11 protein-coding genes, 1 tRNA gene and 1 pseudogene are annotated in these 16085 nt (G+C 62.8%); 2 read left to right on the top strand and 11 right to left on the bottom strand.

Features of this window, described 5'->3' with window-relative positions; genetic code table 11:
• Nucleotides 1-79 precede the first annotated feature (79 nt).
• Genes panC through pcnB form a run of 4 tightly spaced genes read right to left on the bottom strand, consistent with a single transcriptional unit; the run spans nt 80 to nt 3626 of the window.
• Entirely contained in the window at nt 80-922 is an 843-nt protein-coding gene (panC, locus tag KWO_RS09325) for a pantoate--beta-alanine ligase (RefSeq protein WP_010371383.1), read from the bottom strand.
• The gene (gene panB, locus KWO_RS09320; protein WP_010371380.1) at nt 919-1734 is read right to left on the bottom strand and encodes a 3-methyl-2-oxobutanoate hydroxymethyltransferase; all 816 of its coding nucleotides are present in this window, start codon (nt 1732-1734) and stop codon (nt 919-921) included. Before panB ends, panC begins: the two co-directional genes overlap by 4 nt.
• A 35-nt stretch (nt 1735-1769) precedes the next feature.
• Complete coding sequence (gene folK / locus KWO_RS09315) at nt 1770-2255, bottom strand: 2-amino-4-hydroxy-6-hydroxymethyldihydropteridine diphosphokinase (protein WP_010371378.1); 486 nt, start codon at nt 2253-2255, stop codon at nt 1770-1772.
• Between the two features lie 3 nt (nt 2256-2258).
• Complete coding sequence (gene pcnB, locus KWO_RS09310) at nt 2259-3626, bottom strand: polynucleotide adenylyltransferase PcnB (RefSeq protein ID WP_010375668.1); 1368 nt, start codon at nt 3624-3626, stop codon at nt 2259-2261.
• A gap of 49 nt (nt 3627-3675) precedes the next feature.
• Here pcnB and KWO_RS09305 point away from each other — a divergent pair.
• A tRNA-Glu gene (locus KWO_RS09305) sits at nt 3676-3750 on the top strand.
• Nucleotides 3751-4253: 503 nt separating this feature from the next.
• Here KWO_RS09305 and folE2 read toward each other — a convergent pair.
• Both folE2 and KWO_RS09290 read right to left on the bottom strand, forming a co-directional pair.
• On the bottom strand, nt 4254-5162 hold the full coding sequence (gene folE2, locus KWO_RS09295; protein ID WP_010371371.1) for a GTP cyclohydrolase FolE2: 909 nt from the start codon (nt 5160-5162) through the stop codon (nt 4254-4256).
• A 36-nt stretch (nt 5163-5198) separates the two neighbouring features.
• Nucleotides 5199-6372, bottom strand: a pseudogene (locus tag KWO_RS09290) (N-acetylmuramoyl-L-alanine amidase).
• 734 nt (nt 6373-7106) lie between these two features.
• Here KWO_RS09290 and KWO_RS09285 point away from each other — a divergent pair.
• Nucleotides 7107-7541 (top strand): hypothetical protein, encoded by a 435-nt coding sequence (locus KWO_RS09285; protein WP_017112549.1) that lies wholly within the window; start codon nt 7107-7109, stop codon nt 7539-7541.
• On the opposite strand, the gene KWO_RS09280 is transcribed toward KWO_RS09285, so the two are convergent.
• From KWO_RS09280 to KWO_RS09260, 5 genes are all read right to left on the bottom strand, one after another.
• A complete protein-coding gene (locus KWO_RS09280; protein WP_010375659.1) occupies nt 7525-9024 on the bottom strand; it encodes an MASE1 domain-containing protein in 1500 nt (499 codons plus the stop codon). The genes KWO_RS09285 and KWO_RS09280 overlap by 17 nt on opposite strands.
• A 257-nt stretch (nt 9025-9281) precedes the next feature.
• A complete protein-coding gene (locus KWO_RS09275) occupies nt 9282-10709 on the bottom strand; it encodes a sugar porter family MFS transporter (RefSeq protein WP_010371361.1) in 1428 nt (475 codons plus the stop codon).
• An 85-nt stretch (nt 10710-10794) separates the two neighbouring features.
• Nucleotides 10795-12132 (bottom strand): xylose isomerase, encoded by a 1338-nt coding sequence (xylA, locus tag KWO_RS09270; protein ID WP_010377902.1) that lies wholly within the window; start codon nt 12130-12132, stop codon nt 10795-10797.
• A gap of 46 nt (nt 12133-12178) precedes the next feature.
• A complete protein-coding gene (gene xylB, locus KWO_RS09265) occupies nt 12179-13672 on the bottom strand; it encodes a xylulokinase (protein ID WP_010370197.1) in 1494 nt (497 codons plus the stop codon).
• Entirely contained in the window at nt 13669-16041 is a 2373-nt protein-coding gene (locus KWO_RS09260; protein ID WP_010379703.1) for a glycoside hydrolase family 95 protein, read from the bottom strand. Before KWO_RS09260 ends, xylB begins: the two co-directional genes overlap by 4 nt.
• Nucleotides 16042-16085: the final 44 nt, after the last annotated feature.

Genomic DNA, 16085 nt, shown 5'->3' with positions numbered 1-16085 from the left:
GCTCCGCGAAGGCGCACATGCACTGGCGCGCTGGCGCTACCAGCCGAGCTCAGGCGCTGCGCACGCAGCGTCAGCCTGCTCAGAATTCCAGGTTGTCGATCAAACGCGTGTTGCCCAGGCGGGCCGCGATCAAGGCCACGCGCGCACCGGTGTGGCTGTCGCCCGGCTCGCTCAAGTCGGGCAAACGCACAACCGCGTAATCGACCCGGAAGCCGGCTTGCTCCAGCGCGTGGCTGGCGGCGTCTTCCACTTGCGCGCGCGGTGTACCGGCGGCGTAGCTGTCGCGCATCTGCAGCAGCACCTTGCGGATCTTGGTCGAGGTCGGGCGCTCTTCGGCCGACAGATACTGGTTGCGCGAGCTCATCGCCAGGCCATCGGCCTCGCGCACGATGCTGCCGCCCAGGATCTCGATCGGAAACGCCAGGTCGGCCACCATCTGCCGGATCACCGCCAACTGTTGGTAATCCTTCTTGCCGAAGGCGGCCACGTCCGGCTGCACCTGGTTGAACAACCGTGCCACCACGGTGCACACGCCATCGAAATGCCCCGGCCGGCATTCACCTTCCAGCACATCGCTGACGCCGGGCGCGTGGATCGGTGTGGCCAGTGCGGTGCCGAGCGGATACATGGTGCCCACGTCCGGCAACCACAGTGCATCGCAGCCGGCATCTTCCAGGCCACGCAGATCGGCCTCGGGCGTGCGCGGGTAGCGCGCGAAATCTTCGTTCGGCCCGAACTGGGTCGGGTTGACGAACACGCTGGAGACCACGCGGTCGGCGTACTGGCGCGCCAGCATCACCAGCGAATAATGCCCGGCGTGCAAGTTGCCCATGGTGGGCACCAGCGCCACACGCAGGCCCTCGCGCTTCCAGCCATTGACCAGGGCACGCAGCGCGGAAAGATCGGTGAGTGTCTGGATCATGCGGCGTACGCGTGCTCTGCATCGGGGAAGCTGCCGTCGCGCACGGCCTGCGCGTAGGCACGCACCGCGCCGGCGACCGAGCCGCCTTCGGCGAGGAAATCCTTGACGAACTTCGGCCGGCGATGGCCGCTGTCCAGGCCCAGCATGTCGTGCATCACCAGCACCTGGCCGTCGCAGCCGGGGCCGGCGCCGATGCCGATGGTGGGCACGCTGAGTTCGGCGCTGATCTGCGCGGCAATCGGCGTCGGCACGCATTCCAGCACCACCAGACTGGCACCGGCATCGACCACTGCCTGCGCATCACGGCGCAACTGCTCGCCGGCTTCGCCCCGGCCCTGCACCTTATAGCCGCCGAAACGCAGCACCGATTGTGGGGTTAGCCCCAAATGCGAGCAGACCGGAATCTCACGCTCGACCAGGTAACGAATGACCTCGAGCTTGTGCCCGGCACCTTCGATCTTGACCATCTCTGCGCCGGCCTGCAGCAGCTGGGTGGCGGCATCCAATGCACGTTCGGGGGTGGCGTCGGCCTGGAACGACAGGTCGGCCACCAGCAACGCGCGATCGAGCGCACGGGCCACCGCGGCGGTGTGGTAGACCATGTCGGCGGTGGTCACCGGCAAGGTCGACTCGTGCCCCTGCACCACCATGCCGAGCGAGTCGCCGACCAGGATCAGGTCCACGCCATTGACGTCGAAGGTGCGCGCGAAGCTGGCGTCGTACGCGGTCAACATGACCAGTTTTCGACCCTCGCGCTTGGCCTGCGCCAAGGCGGGCACGGTCCAGGGCTTGCTATCGGCGTGGCTGCTCATGAAGTCATTACGTGGGGTGATAAGCCGACCATTATCTACCCAATCGGCTCCAGCCCGCAGGTATCGATGGTTTGCAGGGCGTGCCGCACTGTTCCATGGCCTGGGATGATCGCCTCCGGCGCCAGCTCGGACAGCGGCAGCAGTGCGAAGGCACGCGCCTGCAGATGCGGATGCGGTACCTGCAATTGCGGCAGATCAATCACCTGCTCGGCGTACAGCAGCAGGTCCAGATCCAGCGTGCGCGGGCCCCAGCGCTCGCCGGCGCGACGCTCGCGGCCGAATGACTGTTCGATGCCGAGCAAGGCCTCCAACAGCGGCAGCGGCGCGAGGCCGGTGCGCAGCTGCGCCACGGCATTGATGAAATCGGGTTGATCTTCGCGGCCCCAGGCCGGCGTGCGGTATAAGCGCGAGGCGGCGATCAGTGTGGTCTGCGGCACCGCGCCGAGCGCGGTGATGGCCGCGCGCACGCTGGCCTCGGCCGGGCCCAGGTTGGCACCCAGGCCGACAAAGGCGGTCTGCATGCCTTACTCGCCTGCAGGCGCGCCGGTGCGGCGGCGGCGCCGGCGACGCTTGCGCGGTGCGCCCTCCTCGCCTTCCAGGTCGACCTGCGCCGATTCGATCGCATCCACCAGCTCCTGGCCGGACGACTTCTGCGCCTCACGCCAGAACTCCACATCGGCGGCGTGATCGGGCGAAGCGAACTGGCGCAGCACCAGGAAATCGAACGCCGCGCGGAAGCGCGGATGCGACAAGGTGCGGAACACCCGCTTGCGCTGACGCGACGAGAAGCGCGTCTGCATCAGCCAGATTTCCTGCATCGGCAGCGAGAAGCGGCGTGGCAACGCCACGCGCTCCAGCTGATGCAAGGTCACGCGGTCGGCCGCGCGGCGCTGCGCATCTTCCGGCTGCACGCCTTGCGCCTGCAGCCCCATCAAGGTGCGGCAGAACGCCGGCCACAGCAGCAACGCAAACAGGAATGCTGGCGACACTGGTTCGTCGTTGGCCACGCGTGCATCGGTGTTGCGCAGGCCTTCCAGCACCATGGCGCGTAACGCGCCGCTGCGGTTGGACTTCAATGCTGCCGCGCTTTCGGGAAACAGCGCGCCGAACAGGCCATAACGCTCCAAGCCTTCGAAGCTGGACACGCCATGCCCGGACAGGAACAGCTTGAGAATTTCTTCGAACAGTCGCGCGGGCGCGGCTTCGGACAACAGCCCGGCCAGACGCGGAATCGGCTCGGCGGTGCCGGCTTCGATCTCGAAGTCCAACTTGGCCGCCAGGCGCACCGCGCGCAGCATGCGCACCGGGTCCTCCTGGTAGCGCAGCTCCGCGTCGCCGATCAGCTTCATCAGGCGCGCCTGCACATCTTCGAAACCGCCGCAGTAGTCGCGTACCGAGAAATCTTCGATGGCGTAGTACAAGGCATTGCAAGTGAAGTCGCGGCGGATCGCGTCGTCTTCGATGGTGCCGTAAACGTTGTCGCGCACCAGTCGACCGTTATCGAGTTCGCGGTCGCCGCTGCCATCGTCGCTATTGGCGCGAAAGGTGGCCACTTCGATGATTTCGCGGCCGAACACCACGTGCGCCAGCCGAAAACGGCGGCCGATCAGGCGGCAGTTGCGGAACAGCGCCTTGACCTCTTCCGGCGTGGCACTGGTGGCAACGTCGAAATCCTTGGGGTGGTGACCGACCAGCAGATCGCGGACCGCACCGCCGACCAGGTAAGCACCAAAGCCCGATTCACGCAGGCGGTAAAGCACGCGCAGCGCGTTGGGGCTGATGTCCTTGCGCGAGATGGTGTGCTGATCGCGTGGAATGACGCGCAGCGTGAACGGAGATGTAACTGAGGGTTCGATGATGGCGCTTCCGTCTTGTGTTGCAGGATTGCCCAACGGCTATTACCTCACTATACTAGCGCGCTGCACAAGACGTGACAAAAGCGCTCCCTTCGTCTAATGGTTAGGACGTGGCCCTCTCAAGGCTAAAACAGGGGTTCGAGCCCCCTAGGGAGCACCACCTCTCGTCTCGCTGTAGAAACGCCAGAGCCCCGCATTGCGGGGCTTTTGCGTTGTGGCGCAGGTGTTTCGCAAGTGTGCTGGACTGCACTGCCGTGCTGCAGGCCGCGACGATCTCCGCCGCATACCGTGGTCTGAGCATGACCGCTCGGCCGACGAAGTGGTCGAGGCTGGTTGCCGGCCCGTATCGACAGGTGGATTGCATCGAATGCGCGCCATGTGGCAGTGCTTGTCGGGATGAAATGAGGCCCCGACCCAACACGCCGCAGCTAATGCGAGTGCATCTTTCGGGCGCATCGCGCGCTGAGGGTTAGACGACGTATCGATCGCCGTTGCATCGGTTAGATCAGCCACATCAGCACGAAGAAAACAGACGGGTCTGATAGCAACATGCCACGCAGGCCGCGTTTGCCCTTCTTCGTTGAGACAGCCGACCTGCCTGGTTGTGTGCCATTCGCAGTGGCGGCCTTGGCAATTTGCAGTACCTGACGCCTGCTTACACCGCTATTGGGAAGGCGTCTCGTCATCGCTGCCGGATTCGGCAACAGCGTCATGGGCATGCAGGCTTTCCAGATGACGTACCGCCACATGAAACCTCGCATAGTGCTCGACCAGCACCTGGCGCAGGCGTCGCGCTGCGTCTTCCACATACATGAGGTTCGCGCCGTTCAAGCGCGCAAATGCCTGTTCGTCGGGCCGCCGCACCGCGGCCTGCACCGGCGTCGCCAACGCCTGCTCGCATAGACCGATCAGTTGCTGGATTGCGAAGCCCTGCGCATCCACGGGCAGATCTACACGCACCTGCGCCACGCTGCGCTGGCTGTGCGGGGTGGCGAAAGAACCGTGATCCTGCAGCCACTGCGCAACGTCTTGCAGCGGCAGCGCATCGCGCCCGGCGTACTGCTGCACGAACGCATCGCGCAGCAACTGCCGCGACAACGCCGCCGAACAGGGGCAGGTGGACGCGTACAGCACCTCGACTTGTAGCTGGATCGTGGCGCGCCCCGCCCTGCACTGCGCGGCGATGTGCACCGGATAGGCACGCCAGCCGCTTAGTCCCTCGCTGCGCAATGCCGGCACGCGCAGCATCACTTCGAAGCTGAGCGTCAGCCGTGCCGCGCGGCTTGCGCAATCACTATGACTTTCGACCAGTGCCTGCAGCAGCTGCGACAACATTGCCGGCGACAAGGGCTGCTGCAGATGCAGATCCAGCAGGCGATACAGCCGCGACATGTGGATGCCTTTGAGCTCGGCACGGGGCAGATCGACCTGCACACTGGCGCGGGCGGCAAGGTCGCCACCATCAGTGTCCAGATGCACGGGAATCGCGATGTCCTGCATGCCGACCCACCGCAAGGGCGCGCTCAGCGTGGATGGTTCAGTCACAGCAACATCGGGAAGCGTGGCGGACATGGGGCACTCGTTGGAGAATAAAAAGACGATCGCGCCTCAGGAGCGACCAGGAAACGCAGCGAAGTAGTCGTCGATTCCCGCGTGCAGCGTCTGCGCGAGTTCGTCCTGATGCGTATCGCCGCACAAGCGCTGGCAATCGTCGCGATTGCTCATGAAGCCGGTTTCCACCAGCAGCGATGGGATATCCGGCGACTTCAGCACCGCAAAACCTGCCTGCCCGACCTGGTTTTGATGCAGATGCGTCACCTGCTGCAGGCGCTCCAGCATCAACGTACCGAAGGCCAGGCTGCTGGCGATGGTGCCGCTTAGCGACAAGTCGGCCAGCACCTGCGACAACACCGGGTTGCTCGGCACCCGCAGCAGGCGCGCGGTGTCGCCCATGTCGTCGGCAGCGTTTTCGCTATCGGCAATCCAGCGGGCAAGTGCAGAGCTCGTGCCAGTCTGCGATAGCGCAAACACCGAGGCGCCGCGCGCTTCGCGCGTTGGCGCGGCATCGGCATGGATGGAGACGAACAGATCCGCGCTGTGGCGATGCGCGATCAACACGCGCTCGTGCAGCGGCACGAAGCCGTCATCGCTGCGGATCATGGTGGGCCAATAGCGCGCATCGGCCGCCAAGCGCTGATGTAGCCGCTCAGCCACCGCCATGGCCACATATTTTTCGTAACGCGCATCGGCACTGACCGCGCCCGGATCCTTGCCGCCGTGGCGGCGTCGATGGTGACCACATAGGGCTGCAAGCGCGAGCGGGTCGGCTCCGATGGCTCCGTCTGCCCACTCGGCGCTGCCGCTGCAGCACCGCCACTCGCGGACAGCGCCACGCTGCCGGGCATGGCGGCAAGCTCCAGCACCAGCGCACTGCCCTCCCAACGCAGATTGGTTGAACATGGCTGTGCAGATCCAGCACCACGCGTAGCCCATCCAGATGTAGCTCACTGCGTATGCGCGTCACCGCAGCACCCGCGGGCACCGGATCCATGCGCGGCGACTGCAACGAAACGCCGGAGAGATCGATGACCAAGCGCTCGGGATTGGACAGGCTAAAGCTGCGATAGGCCACCTGCGCGCCCAGCTCCAGCTCCAGGCGCAGCGATTCGCCCTGCTGCTGCACGCTGCATCCCCGCAAGACTGGAAGTCCTTGTGCAGACCCCAACGCCGGCGAAAGCATCAATGCAGCAGCCCCGCCCAGTACTAGGTGGCGGCGCCTCATCACGCCTTCCCCCTCAAAGCCGGAGCAATCGACACCCAAGCAATCGACCAGCCGCGGCAGACGGCAGTACAAAACGCTGCGCGATTCAAGACAGCACATCCAACACAAGGGGAGGCATGACACGGGGGGCCAGACTACGCGGCGGCGGATATATGTTATACTGTAACATAAATTCAGGGGAGGCAGATCAGCGCCTCCTATCCTGCGCTCTTGCGTTCATCTTCCCGTCCCCAAATTGGAAGGCGCGGCCATACGCCACGCCTAAATGCCTTTATCACTGTGACGAAGTCGATTGCGCACAGACGATGACCCGCTCGTTTCCCGGACGACTCGCCGACTGTCGTGCGTTTACATAGAAAACCTAATAACTTCTACGCGGACGGGTCACGCATTATTCGAATAACCCGCTACTTGCCACAGAGTTCTGTGACTGTAAAAACCCAACCCTCCCAATCTCTATAACCGTGGCACCAAGAACATGCACAGTAATGATTTCAGTCTATGATGAAATCTGTCAGCCTCGGCATTCCACACAATATAAAAAAATAAAAAGGCAGCAAAAGTTATGAAAGTGAACTCAGGAGAGCTGACACCTACTCAAGAGTCAACACATTGACACAAGGCAAGTGCAATGAATTTTGACTTAGCCACTAACGTAACTACAGAGAAACACGTACCGTAGGCATGCCTGAATTGCAGGCGAACGTTTCCCATGAACGGGAGAAGGCGAAGTCATGGACATGAAGGCGAAGCTGGCATTTGAGACCCTATTTACCGTCGCCATCGCGGTGCTGGCGGGCACCGCATCAGCAAGTGCATGCTGCCCAGGCGATGGAACAGTTACCACGCTGGCTGCCACGGGCCTGGGCGAGTCCGTGCCCCACGCAACCAATCTTGCGGCAGATCCGACATGGCGGATCTATGAATTTCAACGCGAGGGCATGCTGTATCTGCAGATTAATGATGCAACTGGCGTAGTGCGTGGCGCGGTTGGTCGCGCAGGCGAAGTTCTGTGGGTGCTGCCGATGGGTAAGGACGTCAATCGTGTGACGGTTTCGACATTGACGGTCCCAACGCTCGCACAATTGGTTTATCAGACCGACAATTTCACGGTGCATCTCATCCCGGGCACCGCTGGAGAGCGCTGGATTGTCACACGGACGAAGTGATCGAGACTGGCTCGGCGAGTAGCAGACTGAGGGTTCGCGTATGGCGGCGGCGAAACATACCGCCATGCGCTTTTAGTCGCGTCCGCAATTCGGCACTCGCTTCAGTTGTGTCGCGCTGCACTATATCCAGCAATAAACTATCAGCGAAGATCCTGATAACAACGCCCTGTGCCCCCCCACTTTTCCATGTGCGAGCTTGCACAAGGTGCCGCTCAGCTTGTGGAAGCATTTCGAACGCGTTTAACGCGCACCTATACGCGGCCAGCTGCAAGCCAAGTGATAGATCGCCACAATGACCACGCAGCGCGTGATGGATCTCAGTGTTATAGAACCTCGCCAGTACGGGTGAGCGCAGCGCCTGATACACGCCATGCGTCTCGATTTCTAGCGGATATAACCCCGCGACATATTCATGCAGCAGTCGGGACTCAATGACTCCTGCCCTAGTCATTTCCATGGCTGCGGCGTGATGCCCACGCTCACGCAGCTGAGCAACACAATTCTTGCGCAACCGATTTATATGAACGTTTATATCAGAATAATCCACCACGCGATTGCGAAGGGTGCGCTCTGCAGCCAGATAGCCCGCCTGAGCAAACTGCAAAGCTTCCAGTTGTGCCTGCTCCTGGTTCCCTGCCTGCGTGTATGCAAAGGCCAACCGGGAACCGAGGACAAAGAGTCCCGTCGCAATCACTGCAATCAGTAGCTGAACACTGAACAATTCGGAGTCATATGCGGCGATTCCGTACTTCGACCTAGACAACGCTGCAATTAGGTTTGCCAGCAAGGCGCCAACCGCGGCTCCCCGCCAGCCATGACGGAGCGTCAGGACGATTGCTGGCCCAATAAGCGACACCATCAAAACCTGTCGCAGCAGTGGCTCAGGGACAACATTGGCGGTGCAAAATAATGCCGCCATCGCACATCCGGCAAATGCACTGTCACGCACCAAATCGTCACGAAGATAGCCTTCCGCACGCCGGTACCAAAGCAAACCCGGCAGCAAAAATATCAAAATGCCGAGGTATGAACCCAACCACGTTCTTAACAGAATCTCAAGGGGAGAGCTAGCTATCGGGCCACCAAGCGCGGCATTTAGCGCCATGCCACACAGCGTGCTCCACAAAGCGAGAATCGCCATGATGGGGAGAATGCGATTACGGGTAATGACGCCCGGCATATGACGGCGAATTGCCGATACAGCCAGGGCAACCGCAGGCGCGAGTAGGAACGGACTCAGATATGCCCAGATCGGGGCGTAATCCCTTGTCTCCAACATCGGGACACGCAACCAGAGCATTGCGGCGGCATCGCCCACTAAGAGAAACGGCCAACGACGGTATGGCATGAATAAAAGCGACGCAACTCTCAGGCCAGCCGGCAGGTACCATTGATCAACAGACAGATGCCAGACAAGCAGATAGACAACGCAATATCCCAGACTTAGCAGAAGCCCTTCAGCCAGCTCTCTTGCACCTGCCATACAACCACTCCCTGGTTCGTCGACCATTTTGTCTAGTGTGAAGCGATTTGCCATACCGCGTATAGCTGAAGCGCACAGATCGCGAGAGTAAGTCAGGGCAACAGACCTTATGCCATACCCGGCCAATGTTCTTGCACTTCAGTGGTGCAATGGTGGCTGTCGTCACTTTGCCCGTTACTTAACTCATTCAACGAAAAAAGCCGCGCAATGCGCGGCCTTCTTCATTTTCGATATCGATATCGGCACAACCGGGGTCATCAGCCCTCCATCTGCTCCAGCTCTTTGCCCTTGGTCTCATAAACGTATTTGAGTACGAAGAACACCGAGATGAAGGCGGCGACGGTGTAGATGCCGTAGGCACCAGCCAGACCGATGCTGCCGAGCAGGATTGGAAAGCTGACGGTGATGGCGAAGTTGGAGGTCCACTGCGCGGCACCGGCAATGGCCAGGCCCGAGCCGCGGATCTGGTTGGGGAACATTTCGCCCAGCATTACCCACATCACCGGGCCCCACGAGGCGTTGAAGAACACCACGTAGACGTTAGCGGCGACCAGCGCAAGCATGCCCATGGCGTCGGACATGGCGAGCTTGCCATTGGGGTCCAGCGAGGCGGTGGCGAATGCATAAGTCACCAGGGCCAGCGAGACGGCCATGCCAGCCGAGCCGATCCACAACAGCGGCTTGCGACCGATCTTGTCCACCAGCATCACCGTGACCAGGCAGGCGCCGATGCTGAGGCCGCCGGACAGCACGTTGATCAACAGCGCATCCTGTTCGGAGAAGCCGACTGCCTGCCACAGCACCGCGCCGTAGTAGAACACCACATTGATGCCAACCAGCTGCTGGAAGACCGCCAGTCCAATCCCGATCCAGACAATCGGGCGAACCTTGCCGGTGGCCTTGTTGATCAGGTCGGAGAACTTGGGCTTGTGCTGATCGGCAGACATCGAGGCGGAAATCTCGCCCAGCTTGGTCTGCGCGGCGGCGTTGCCGTACAAGCGCTTGAGCACCACCAGCGCCTGCTCGCGGCGGCCCTTGACCACCAGGTAGCGCGGGCTCTCGGGGATGACCAGTAACAACAGCAGGAACAGCAGCGACGGAATCGCCTGCATCCAGAACATCCAGCGCCAGGCGGCCTGCCCGGCCCAGAGCAGCTCGGTGGAAGCGCCGGCGGCGTTGGCCAGCAGGTAGTTGCTCAAAAACGCGCAGAACAGCCCGCTGATGATGGCGATCTGCTGCATCGTGGCGAGCCGGCCGCGATAGCGTGCGGAGGCCACCTCGGCAATGTAGGCCGGCGAAATGACACTGGCCGCGCCAACCGCAAAACCGCCCATCACGCGGGCGAAGATGAAGAAGCCGGAACTGTGCGAAGCACCGGCGCCGATGGCCGAGAGCAGGAACAGCGCAGCGGAAATGATCAGGACCGCGCGGCGGCCCCAACGGTCGGCCAGGCGGCCGGCAAAGAAGGCGCCGATGGCGCAGCCCAGCAGCATCGAGGCGACTTCGAAACCGGTCTCGGCGGCGGTGGACTGAAAGGTCTGTTTCAGGCCATCGACGGTGCCATTGATCACGCCGCTGTCGAAGCCGAACAGGAAGCCGCCGATCGTGGCTACACAGCTGATCAGGATGATGAAACGGGTGTTCTCGCCGGCATCGGGGGCGCCGTTGATGGAAACACTGGACATAGGTTCACCTGGGAACATGCAAGGGAGCGTCCACGGGGGTGGCCGCCATCGGCCGGCGACGCAATGCGCCGCCGGCCACGGGACATCAACGCGTCAGATACTGATTGATCAGGTTTTCGTACGCTTCCTGGCGGCCGCTGATCTGCTTGGGCACATTGCCGGTGGCATGCTTGGCCAGGTCGGCCAGCGTGATCTTGCCAGCGGCAAAGTCGGCGCCTGCGCCGCTGTCGAAGCTGGCGTAACGCTCGGCGCGCCAGTGTTCCAGCGGCGAAGAGGTCAGCAGCGCATTGGCTACTTCCAGCCCGCGTGCGAACGCATCCATGCCGCCGATGTGCGCCAGGAACAGATCCTGTGGGTCGGACGATTCGCGACGCACCTTGGCGTCGAAATTCAAACCGCCCGGTGCCAGACCACCCTGACGCAGTACCACCAGCATCGCACCGACGGTGTCGTACAGATCGGTCGGGAACTGGTCGGTATCCCAGCCGTTCTGCGGGTTACCGCGGTTGGCATCGATGCTGCCGAGCAGGCCGGCATCGGACGCCACCTGCAGGTCGTGCTCGAAGCTATGGCCGGACAAGGTAGCGTGGTTGGCTTCGATATTGAGTTTGAAGTCCTGATCCAGGCCGTGCTGACGCAGGAAGCCAATGACGGTAGCGCTATCAAAATCGTACTGATGCTTCATCGGCTCCATGGGTTTTGGCTCGATCAGGAAATTGCCGGTGAAGCCGATGCTGCGGCCGTAGTCGCGCGCCAGGGTGAGGAAGCGCGCCATGTTGTCCTGCTCGCGCTTCATCTGCGTGTTGTGCAGGCAGGCATAGCCTTCGCGGCCGCCCCAGAACACGTAGTTTTCGCCGCCCAGCTCCACCGTGGCATCGATTGCGGCCTTGACCTGTACCGCCGCACGCGCGACGACGTTGAAGTCCGGGTTGGTCGAAGCACCATTCATGTAGCGCGGATGCGAGAACAGGTTGGCCGTACCCCACAACAGCTTGATGCCGGTGTCGGCCTGGCGCTGCTTGGCAATGCCCACCATATGCTTGAGGTTGCTCTCGTATTCGCCGATGTCATCGGCATCCGGCGACAGGTCGATGTCGTGGAAGCAGTAATACGGCACGCCGAGCTTGGTGAAGAACTCGAACGCGGCATCGGCCTTGGCTTCAGCGCGGTTCAATGCGGTATTGCCCACATCCCACGGATACGCACGCGTACCCGGGCCAAACGGATCGGCGCCATTGCCGCAGAAGCTGTGCCAGTACGCCACGGCAAAGCGCAGGTGCTCGGCCATGGTCTTGTCGCCGATCTTCTTGGTGGCGTCGTAGACCTTGAAGGCGAGCGGGTTGTCCGAATCGCGGCCTTCGAAACCGATCTTGCCGATGCCGGGGAAATATTCTTTCGCGCCGATGTAGACGGTGTTGCTCATGGGGTGAGAAGTCCTTGATGCTGGGGGAGTTGTAGAAAAAAATCGATCAGCCGACGTAGAGCGGGCTGACGAAATGCAGGTGCTTGAGGAAGGTCTGATAGTGCTGCTGATACTGGGCCACGCGCTGCGGGTTGGGCTGTGCGGCAAGCGCGTCGTCCACCTGCAGGTGCTCCAGCACCACGTCAGACAACGCGGCATTGCCACCGTCGGCGCGCTCGCAGGCCCACAACGCCTGCAACGCGGCACCGAAGGCAGCGCCTTCGGGCTGGGTCGGCACCACGACCTGCAGGTTGAAGATGTCCGCCACCATCTGCCGCCACTGTGCGCTCTTGCTGCCGCCACCGGTGAGCAGGATGGTATCGAACTGCAAACCCGCAGCAACGAAGGCATCGAAGCCGTTGCGCAAGCTGTAGGTGGCGCCTTCCATCGCGGCGCGATAAAAATGCGCGGCGGTGGTGTTGTGCAGATCCATGCCGAACAGGCAGCCGCGCGCGGCAGGCAAATCCGGGGTGCGCTCGCCGTTGAAGAACGGCAGCAACACCAGGCCGTCGGCACCCGGTGCGGTGTCGGCGATCATCGCCTCGGTCTGTGCGCGGGTAATGGAGAACATGCGCATCACCGCCTCGGTGGCGACCGTGCAGTTCATCGTGCAGATCAACGGCAGCCAGCCGCCGCTGGAGGAGCAGAACGCGGCCCAGCGTGCCTCATCGTCAACCACCGGGTGATCGGCATAGGCGAACAAGGTACCGGAGGTGCCAAGGCTCATGGTCAGACGCCCGGGGACCACGTTGCCGGTGCCGATAGCGGCCATCATGTTGTCGCCGCCGCCGGTGGTGACGCGCACGCCGGCCGGCAGATTCAATGCCTGGGCAGCGGCATCGGACAATGCGTAGACCGCGCCGGTTTCCACCAGCGGCGGCAATGCAGTGCGCAGATCGCGTTGCGCGTCGACCGCGCTCAACATGCGCTCGGACCACTGGCGCGTACGCACGTCCAGCCAGCCGGTGCCGGAGGCATCACCGACTTCGGCAAAGCGCTCGCCGGTGAGCCAGAAGTTGATGTAGTCGTGCGGCAACATCACCGTGGTCATCGCTGCATACGCCTCGGGGCGATGCTTGCGTGTCCACGGCAATTTAGAGGCGGTGTAGCCGGCCATGATGGGGTTCCCTGCAGCCGCAACGCTGCCGGCGGCGCCGCCAACGGCATCCATGATTTCGTCGCATTCCAGCGCGGTACTGGTATCGCACCACAGCTTGACTGGCGCGGTGACGCTGCCGTCGGCGGCCACCGGCACAAAGCCGTGTTGCTGGCCCGACACGGAGATGCCGCGCACGCGCGCGCGCAACTCGCCGTCGAGCTGCGCGAAGCAATGCACGATGCCGTCGATCCACCACTGCGCCTGTTGCTCGCGGGTGCCGTCATCGCGGCTGATCAGCTCCATCGGCGCGGCGATGGTGGCGACCACGGCGCGATCCTGCGGATCGTAGGCCACCAGCTTGACGCTTTGCGTGCCCACATCCAGTCCTACGTACAAGCTCATTGCGTCACCAATCGGTTGTTGTTGAGTCCCACCTGCTGGGTGCGGCCTGCGCCCAGTTCCAGGTCCAGGGTCTGCCCAGCGTAGGACAGTTGATAGCGCCCGCCACGATCGCTGTGCAGGCGTGCCTGCTGCAGGCGACCTCCCTCCCATTCCAGGTCCACGCTGGCGCCACCACGCACGCGCATGCCGCGCACGCTGCCACGTGGCCACGCCTTGGGCAAGGCCGGCAGCAGAAACACGCTGCCGCCCCAACTTTGCAGCAGCATTTCGGTAATGCCGGCGGTGCCGCCGAAGTTGCCGTCGATCTGGAATGGCGGATGTGCGTCGAACAGATTTGGATACGTACGATCTGGCGAAATCAGCAGTTGCAGGATGCGATACGCATGCTCGCCATCGGCCAGCCGCGCCCACAGGTTCAGACGCCAGCCCAGGCCCCAGCCAGTGGCGTTGTCGCCACGGATTTCCAGCGAGCGCCGTGCGGCCGCAGCCAGTTCGGGGGTATCGCGCAGATTGATCTGGCTGGACGGATGCAAGGCGTACAGATGCGAGACGTGGCGGTGATGGATCTCCGGCGCCTGCATGTCCCAGTCCTGCTGCCATTCCTGCAACTGCCCCGCCTTGCCGATGCGGTTGGGCGGCAACTGCTCGCGCAAGGTGGCCAGTTGCTGCGCCAGTTCCGCATCGACGCCGAGCAACTTGCTCATGGCGATGCATTGGGCGAACAAATCGCGCAGCAACTGCGCATCCATGGTGGGCCCGGCGCATACCGCCGCGCCGAAGGGATGCTGGTTTTCCGGCGACATCGACGGATTGGTCACCATGGCGCCGGTCTGCGGGTCGCGCAGCAACGTGGCAACGAAGAATTCTGCGGCGCCCTTGAACAACGGGTAGATCTTGCTCAGGTAGGCGCGATCGCGGCCGTAATCCCAGCGGTCCCATAGCTGCTGCAGCAGCCACACCCCGCCCATTGGCCACAGACTCCACTTGGCGCCGTCGATCGGGCCAGCTTGCCGCCACAGGTCGGTATTGTTGTGGACCACCCACCCCGATGCGTCGTAGATCGCCTTTGCGGTATGCGCGCCGGTCTTGGCCAGGTCGAACACCATGGATTCCAGCGGTTCGACGCACTCATGCATCGCGTTGGCCTCGCTGGGCCAGTAGTTCATCTCGGTGTTGATGTTGATGGTGTACTTGCTTTCCCACGGCGGCTGCATCAGGTCATTCCAGATGCCCTGCAGGTTGGCCGGCTGGGTGCCGGGCCGCGAGCTGCAGATCAACAGGTAACGTCCGTATTGGTGATACAGCGCGGCCAGTGCCGGGTCGTTACCTTCGGCAAACCGCTGCACGCGTTCGTCGGTGGGCAGCTGTGCGGCATCGCTGCTGCCGAGGTCGATGGCCACGCGCCGGAACAGGCGTTGATGATCGGCCAGATGCGCATGCAACAGCGCCGGGAAATCCAGCGAGGCAGCCTTGCGCAGGCTTGCTGCGGTGAGCGCAAGCGGATCGCCATCGACCGCATCGAAGCGTTGGTAACTGGTCGCTGCGCTGAGCAGCAACACCACTTCATCGGCAGCCTCGATACGCAAGCGGTCGCGCACCTGACTGAGCTTGCCACCGGTCACTTGCGGTAGCACCCGCAATGCAAACCGCAACTTGCCTTCGATGCCGGCGAAACTGCCGTTGCGACCACTGAACAGCAAGCCGCCCTGCTCCGCGGTGACATCGCCGCTTTGCGGGCTGTCGATGCCCACACGCAGTGAAATACCGCCGGGGTGGTCGCACGACAACCGCACCACAATGCATTGCGCTTGCGCGGAGACAAACACTTCGCGCCGATGCACCGCTTCGCCGGAGCGGAACGTGGTGATTGCCACCGCGGTGTCCAGATCGAGCTGACGGCGATAGTCGCTGATGCCATCGGCGCGATCAAAATCCAGCAGCAGATCGCCCAACGGTTGATACGGCATCTGCTTGAGCGGACGCGAGAGCAGCGTGGCATCGGCCAGTTGTTCGGCTTCTGCATAGCGCCCGGCAAAGATCAGCGCACGCACCTGCGGCAAGGCCGCCAATGCGCCCGGGCTGGTGGAATCGTAGGGCCCGCCTGCATACAGCGTGTCTTCGTTGAGCTGCAGGCGCTCGTGGGCGATACCGCCCCACACCATCGCGCCCAATCGCCCGTTGCCGACCGGCAAGGCTTCCACCCATTGATTGGCCGGCTCGCGATACCACAGCTGCAGGGCCTGCGCTGCCGCGACGGGCGGGAGCGCGGTTTTTTTCGAAGCCTGCGCGGCCTGTGCAGCCGCCGGCACGGCGCCAAGGACCGCAATGGCGGCCCCGGTTGCCTTGCACAGCTCACGACGGCTCAGCACGGCAACCGCCGTGCTGACTGACCGGAACCGCGCGCGCCTGCCTT

The sequence above is a fragment of the Xanthomonas vasicola pv. musacearum NCPPB 4379 genome (genome assembly GCF_000277895.2).
GTDB lineage: Bacteria > Pseudomonadota > Gammaproteobacteria > Xanthomonadales > Xanthomonadaceae > Xanthomonas > Xanthomonas vasicola.
The sequence above is the reverse complement of the archived record's forward strand: the minus strand, read 5'-3'. Positions and strand labels throughout refer to the sequence as shown.

Coding starts and splice junctions, on each gene's coding strand:
- KWO_RS09285 (WP_017112549.1), top strand. CDS start 7,107: ATGGACATGAAGGCGAAGCTGGCATTTGAGACCCTATTTACCGTCGCC.
- xylB (WP_010370197.1), bottom strand. CDS start 13,672: ATGAGCTTGTACGTAGGACTGGATGTGGGCACGCAAAGCGTCAAGCTG.
- KWO_RS09280 (WP_010375659.1), bottom strand. CDS start 9,024: ATGGCAGGTGCAAGAGAGCTGGCTGAAGGGCTTCTGCTAAGTCTGGGA.
- xylA (WP_010377902.1), bottom strand. CDS start 12,132: ATGAGCAACACCGTCTACATCGGCGCGAAAGAATATTTCCCCGGCATC.
- folE2 (WP_010371371.1), bottom strand. CDS start 5,162: ATGTCCGCCACGCTTCCCGATGTTGCTGTGACTGAACCATCCACGCTG.
- panC (WP_010371383.1), bottom strand. CDS start 922: ATGATCCAGACACTCACCGATCTTTCCGCGCTGCGTGCCCTGGTCAAT.
- folK (WP_010371378.1), bottom strand. CDS start 2,255: ATGCAGACCGCCTTTGTCGGCCTGGGTGCCAACCTGGGCCCGGCCGAG.
- KWO_RS09275 (WP_010371361.1), bottom strand. CDS start 10,709: ATGTCCAGTGTTTCCATCAACGGCGCCCCCGATGCCGGCGAGAACACC.
- panB (WP_010371380.1), bottom strand. CDS start 1,734: ATGAGCAGCCACGCCGATAGCAAGCCCTGGACCGTGCCCGCCTTGGCG.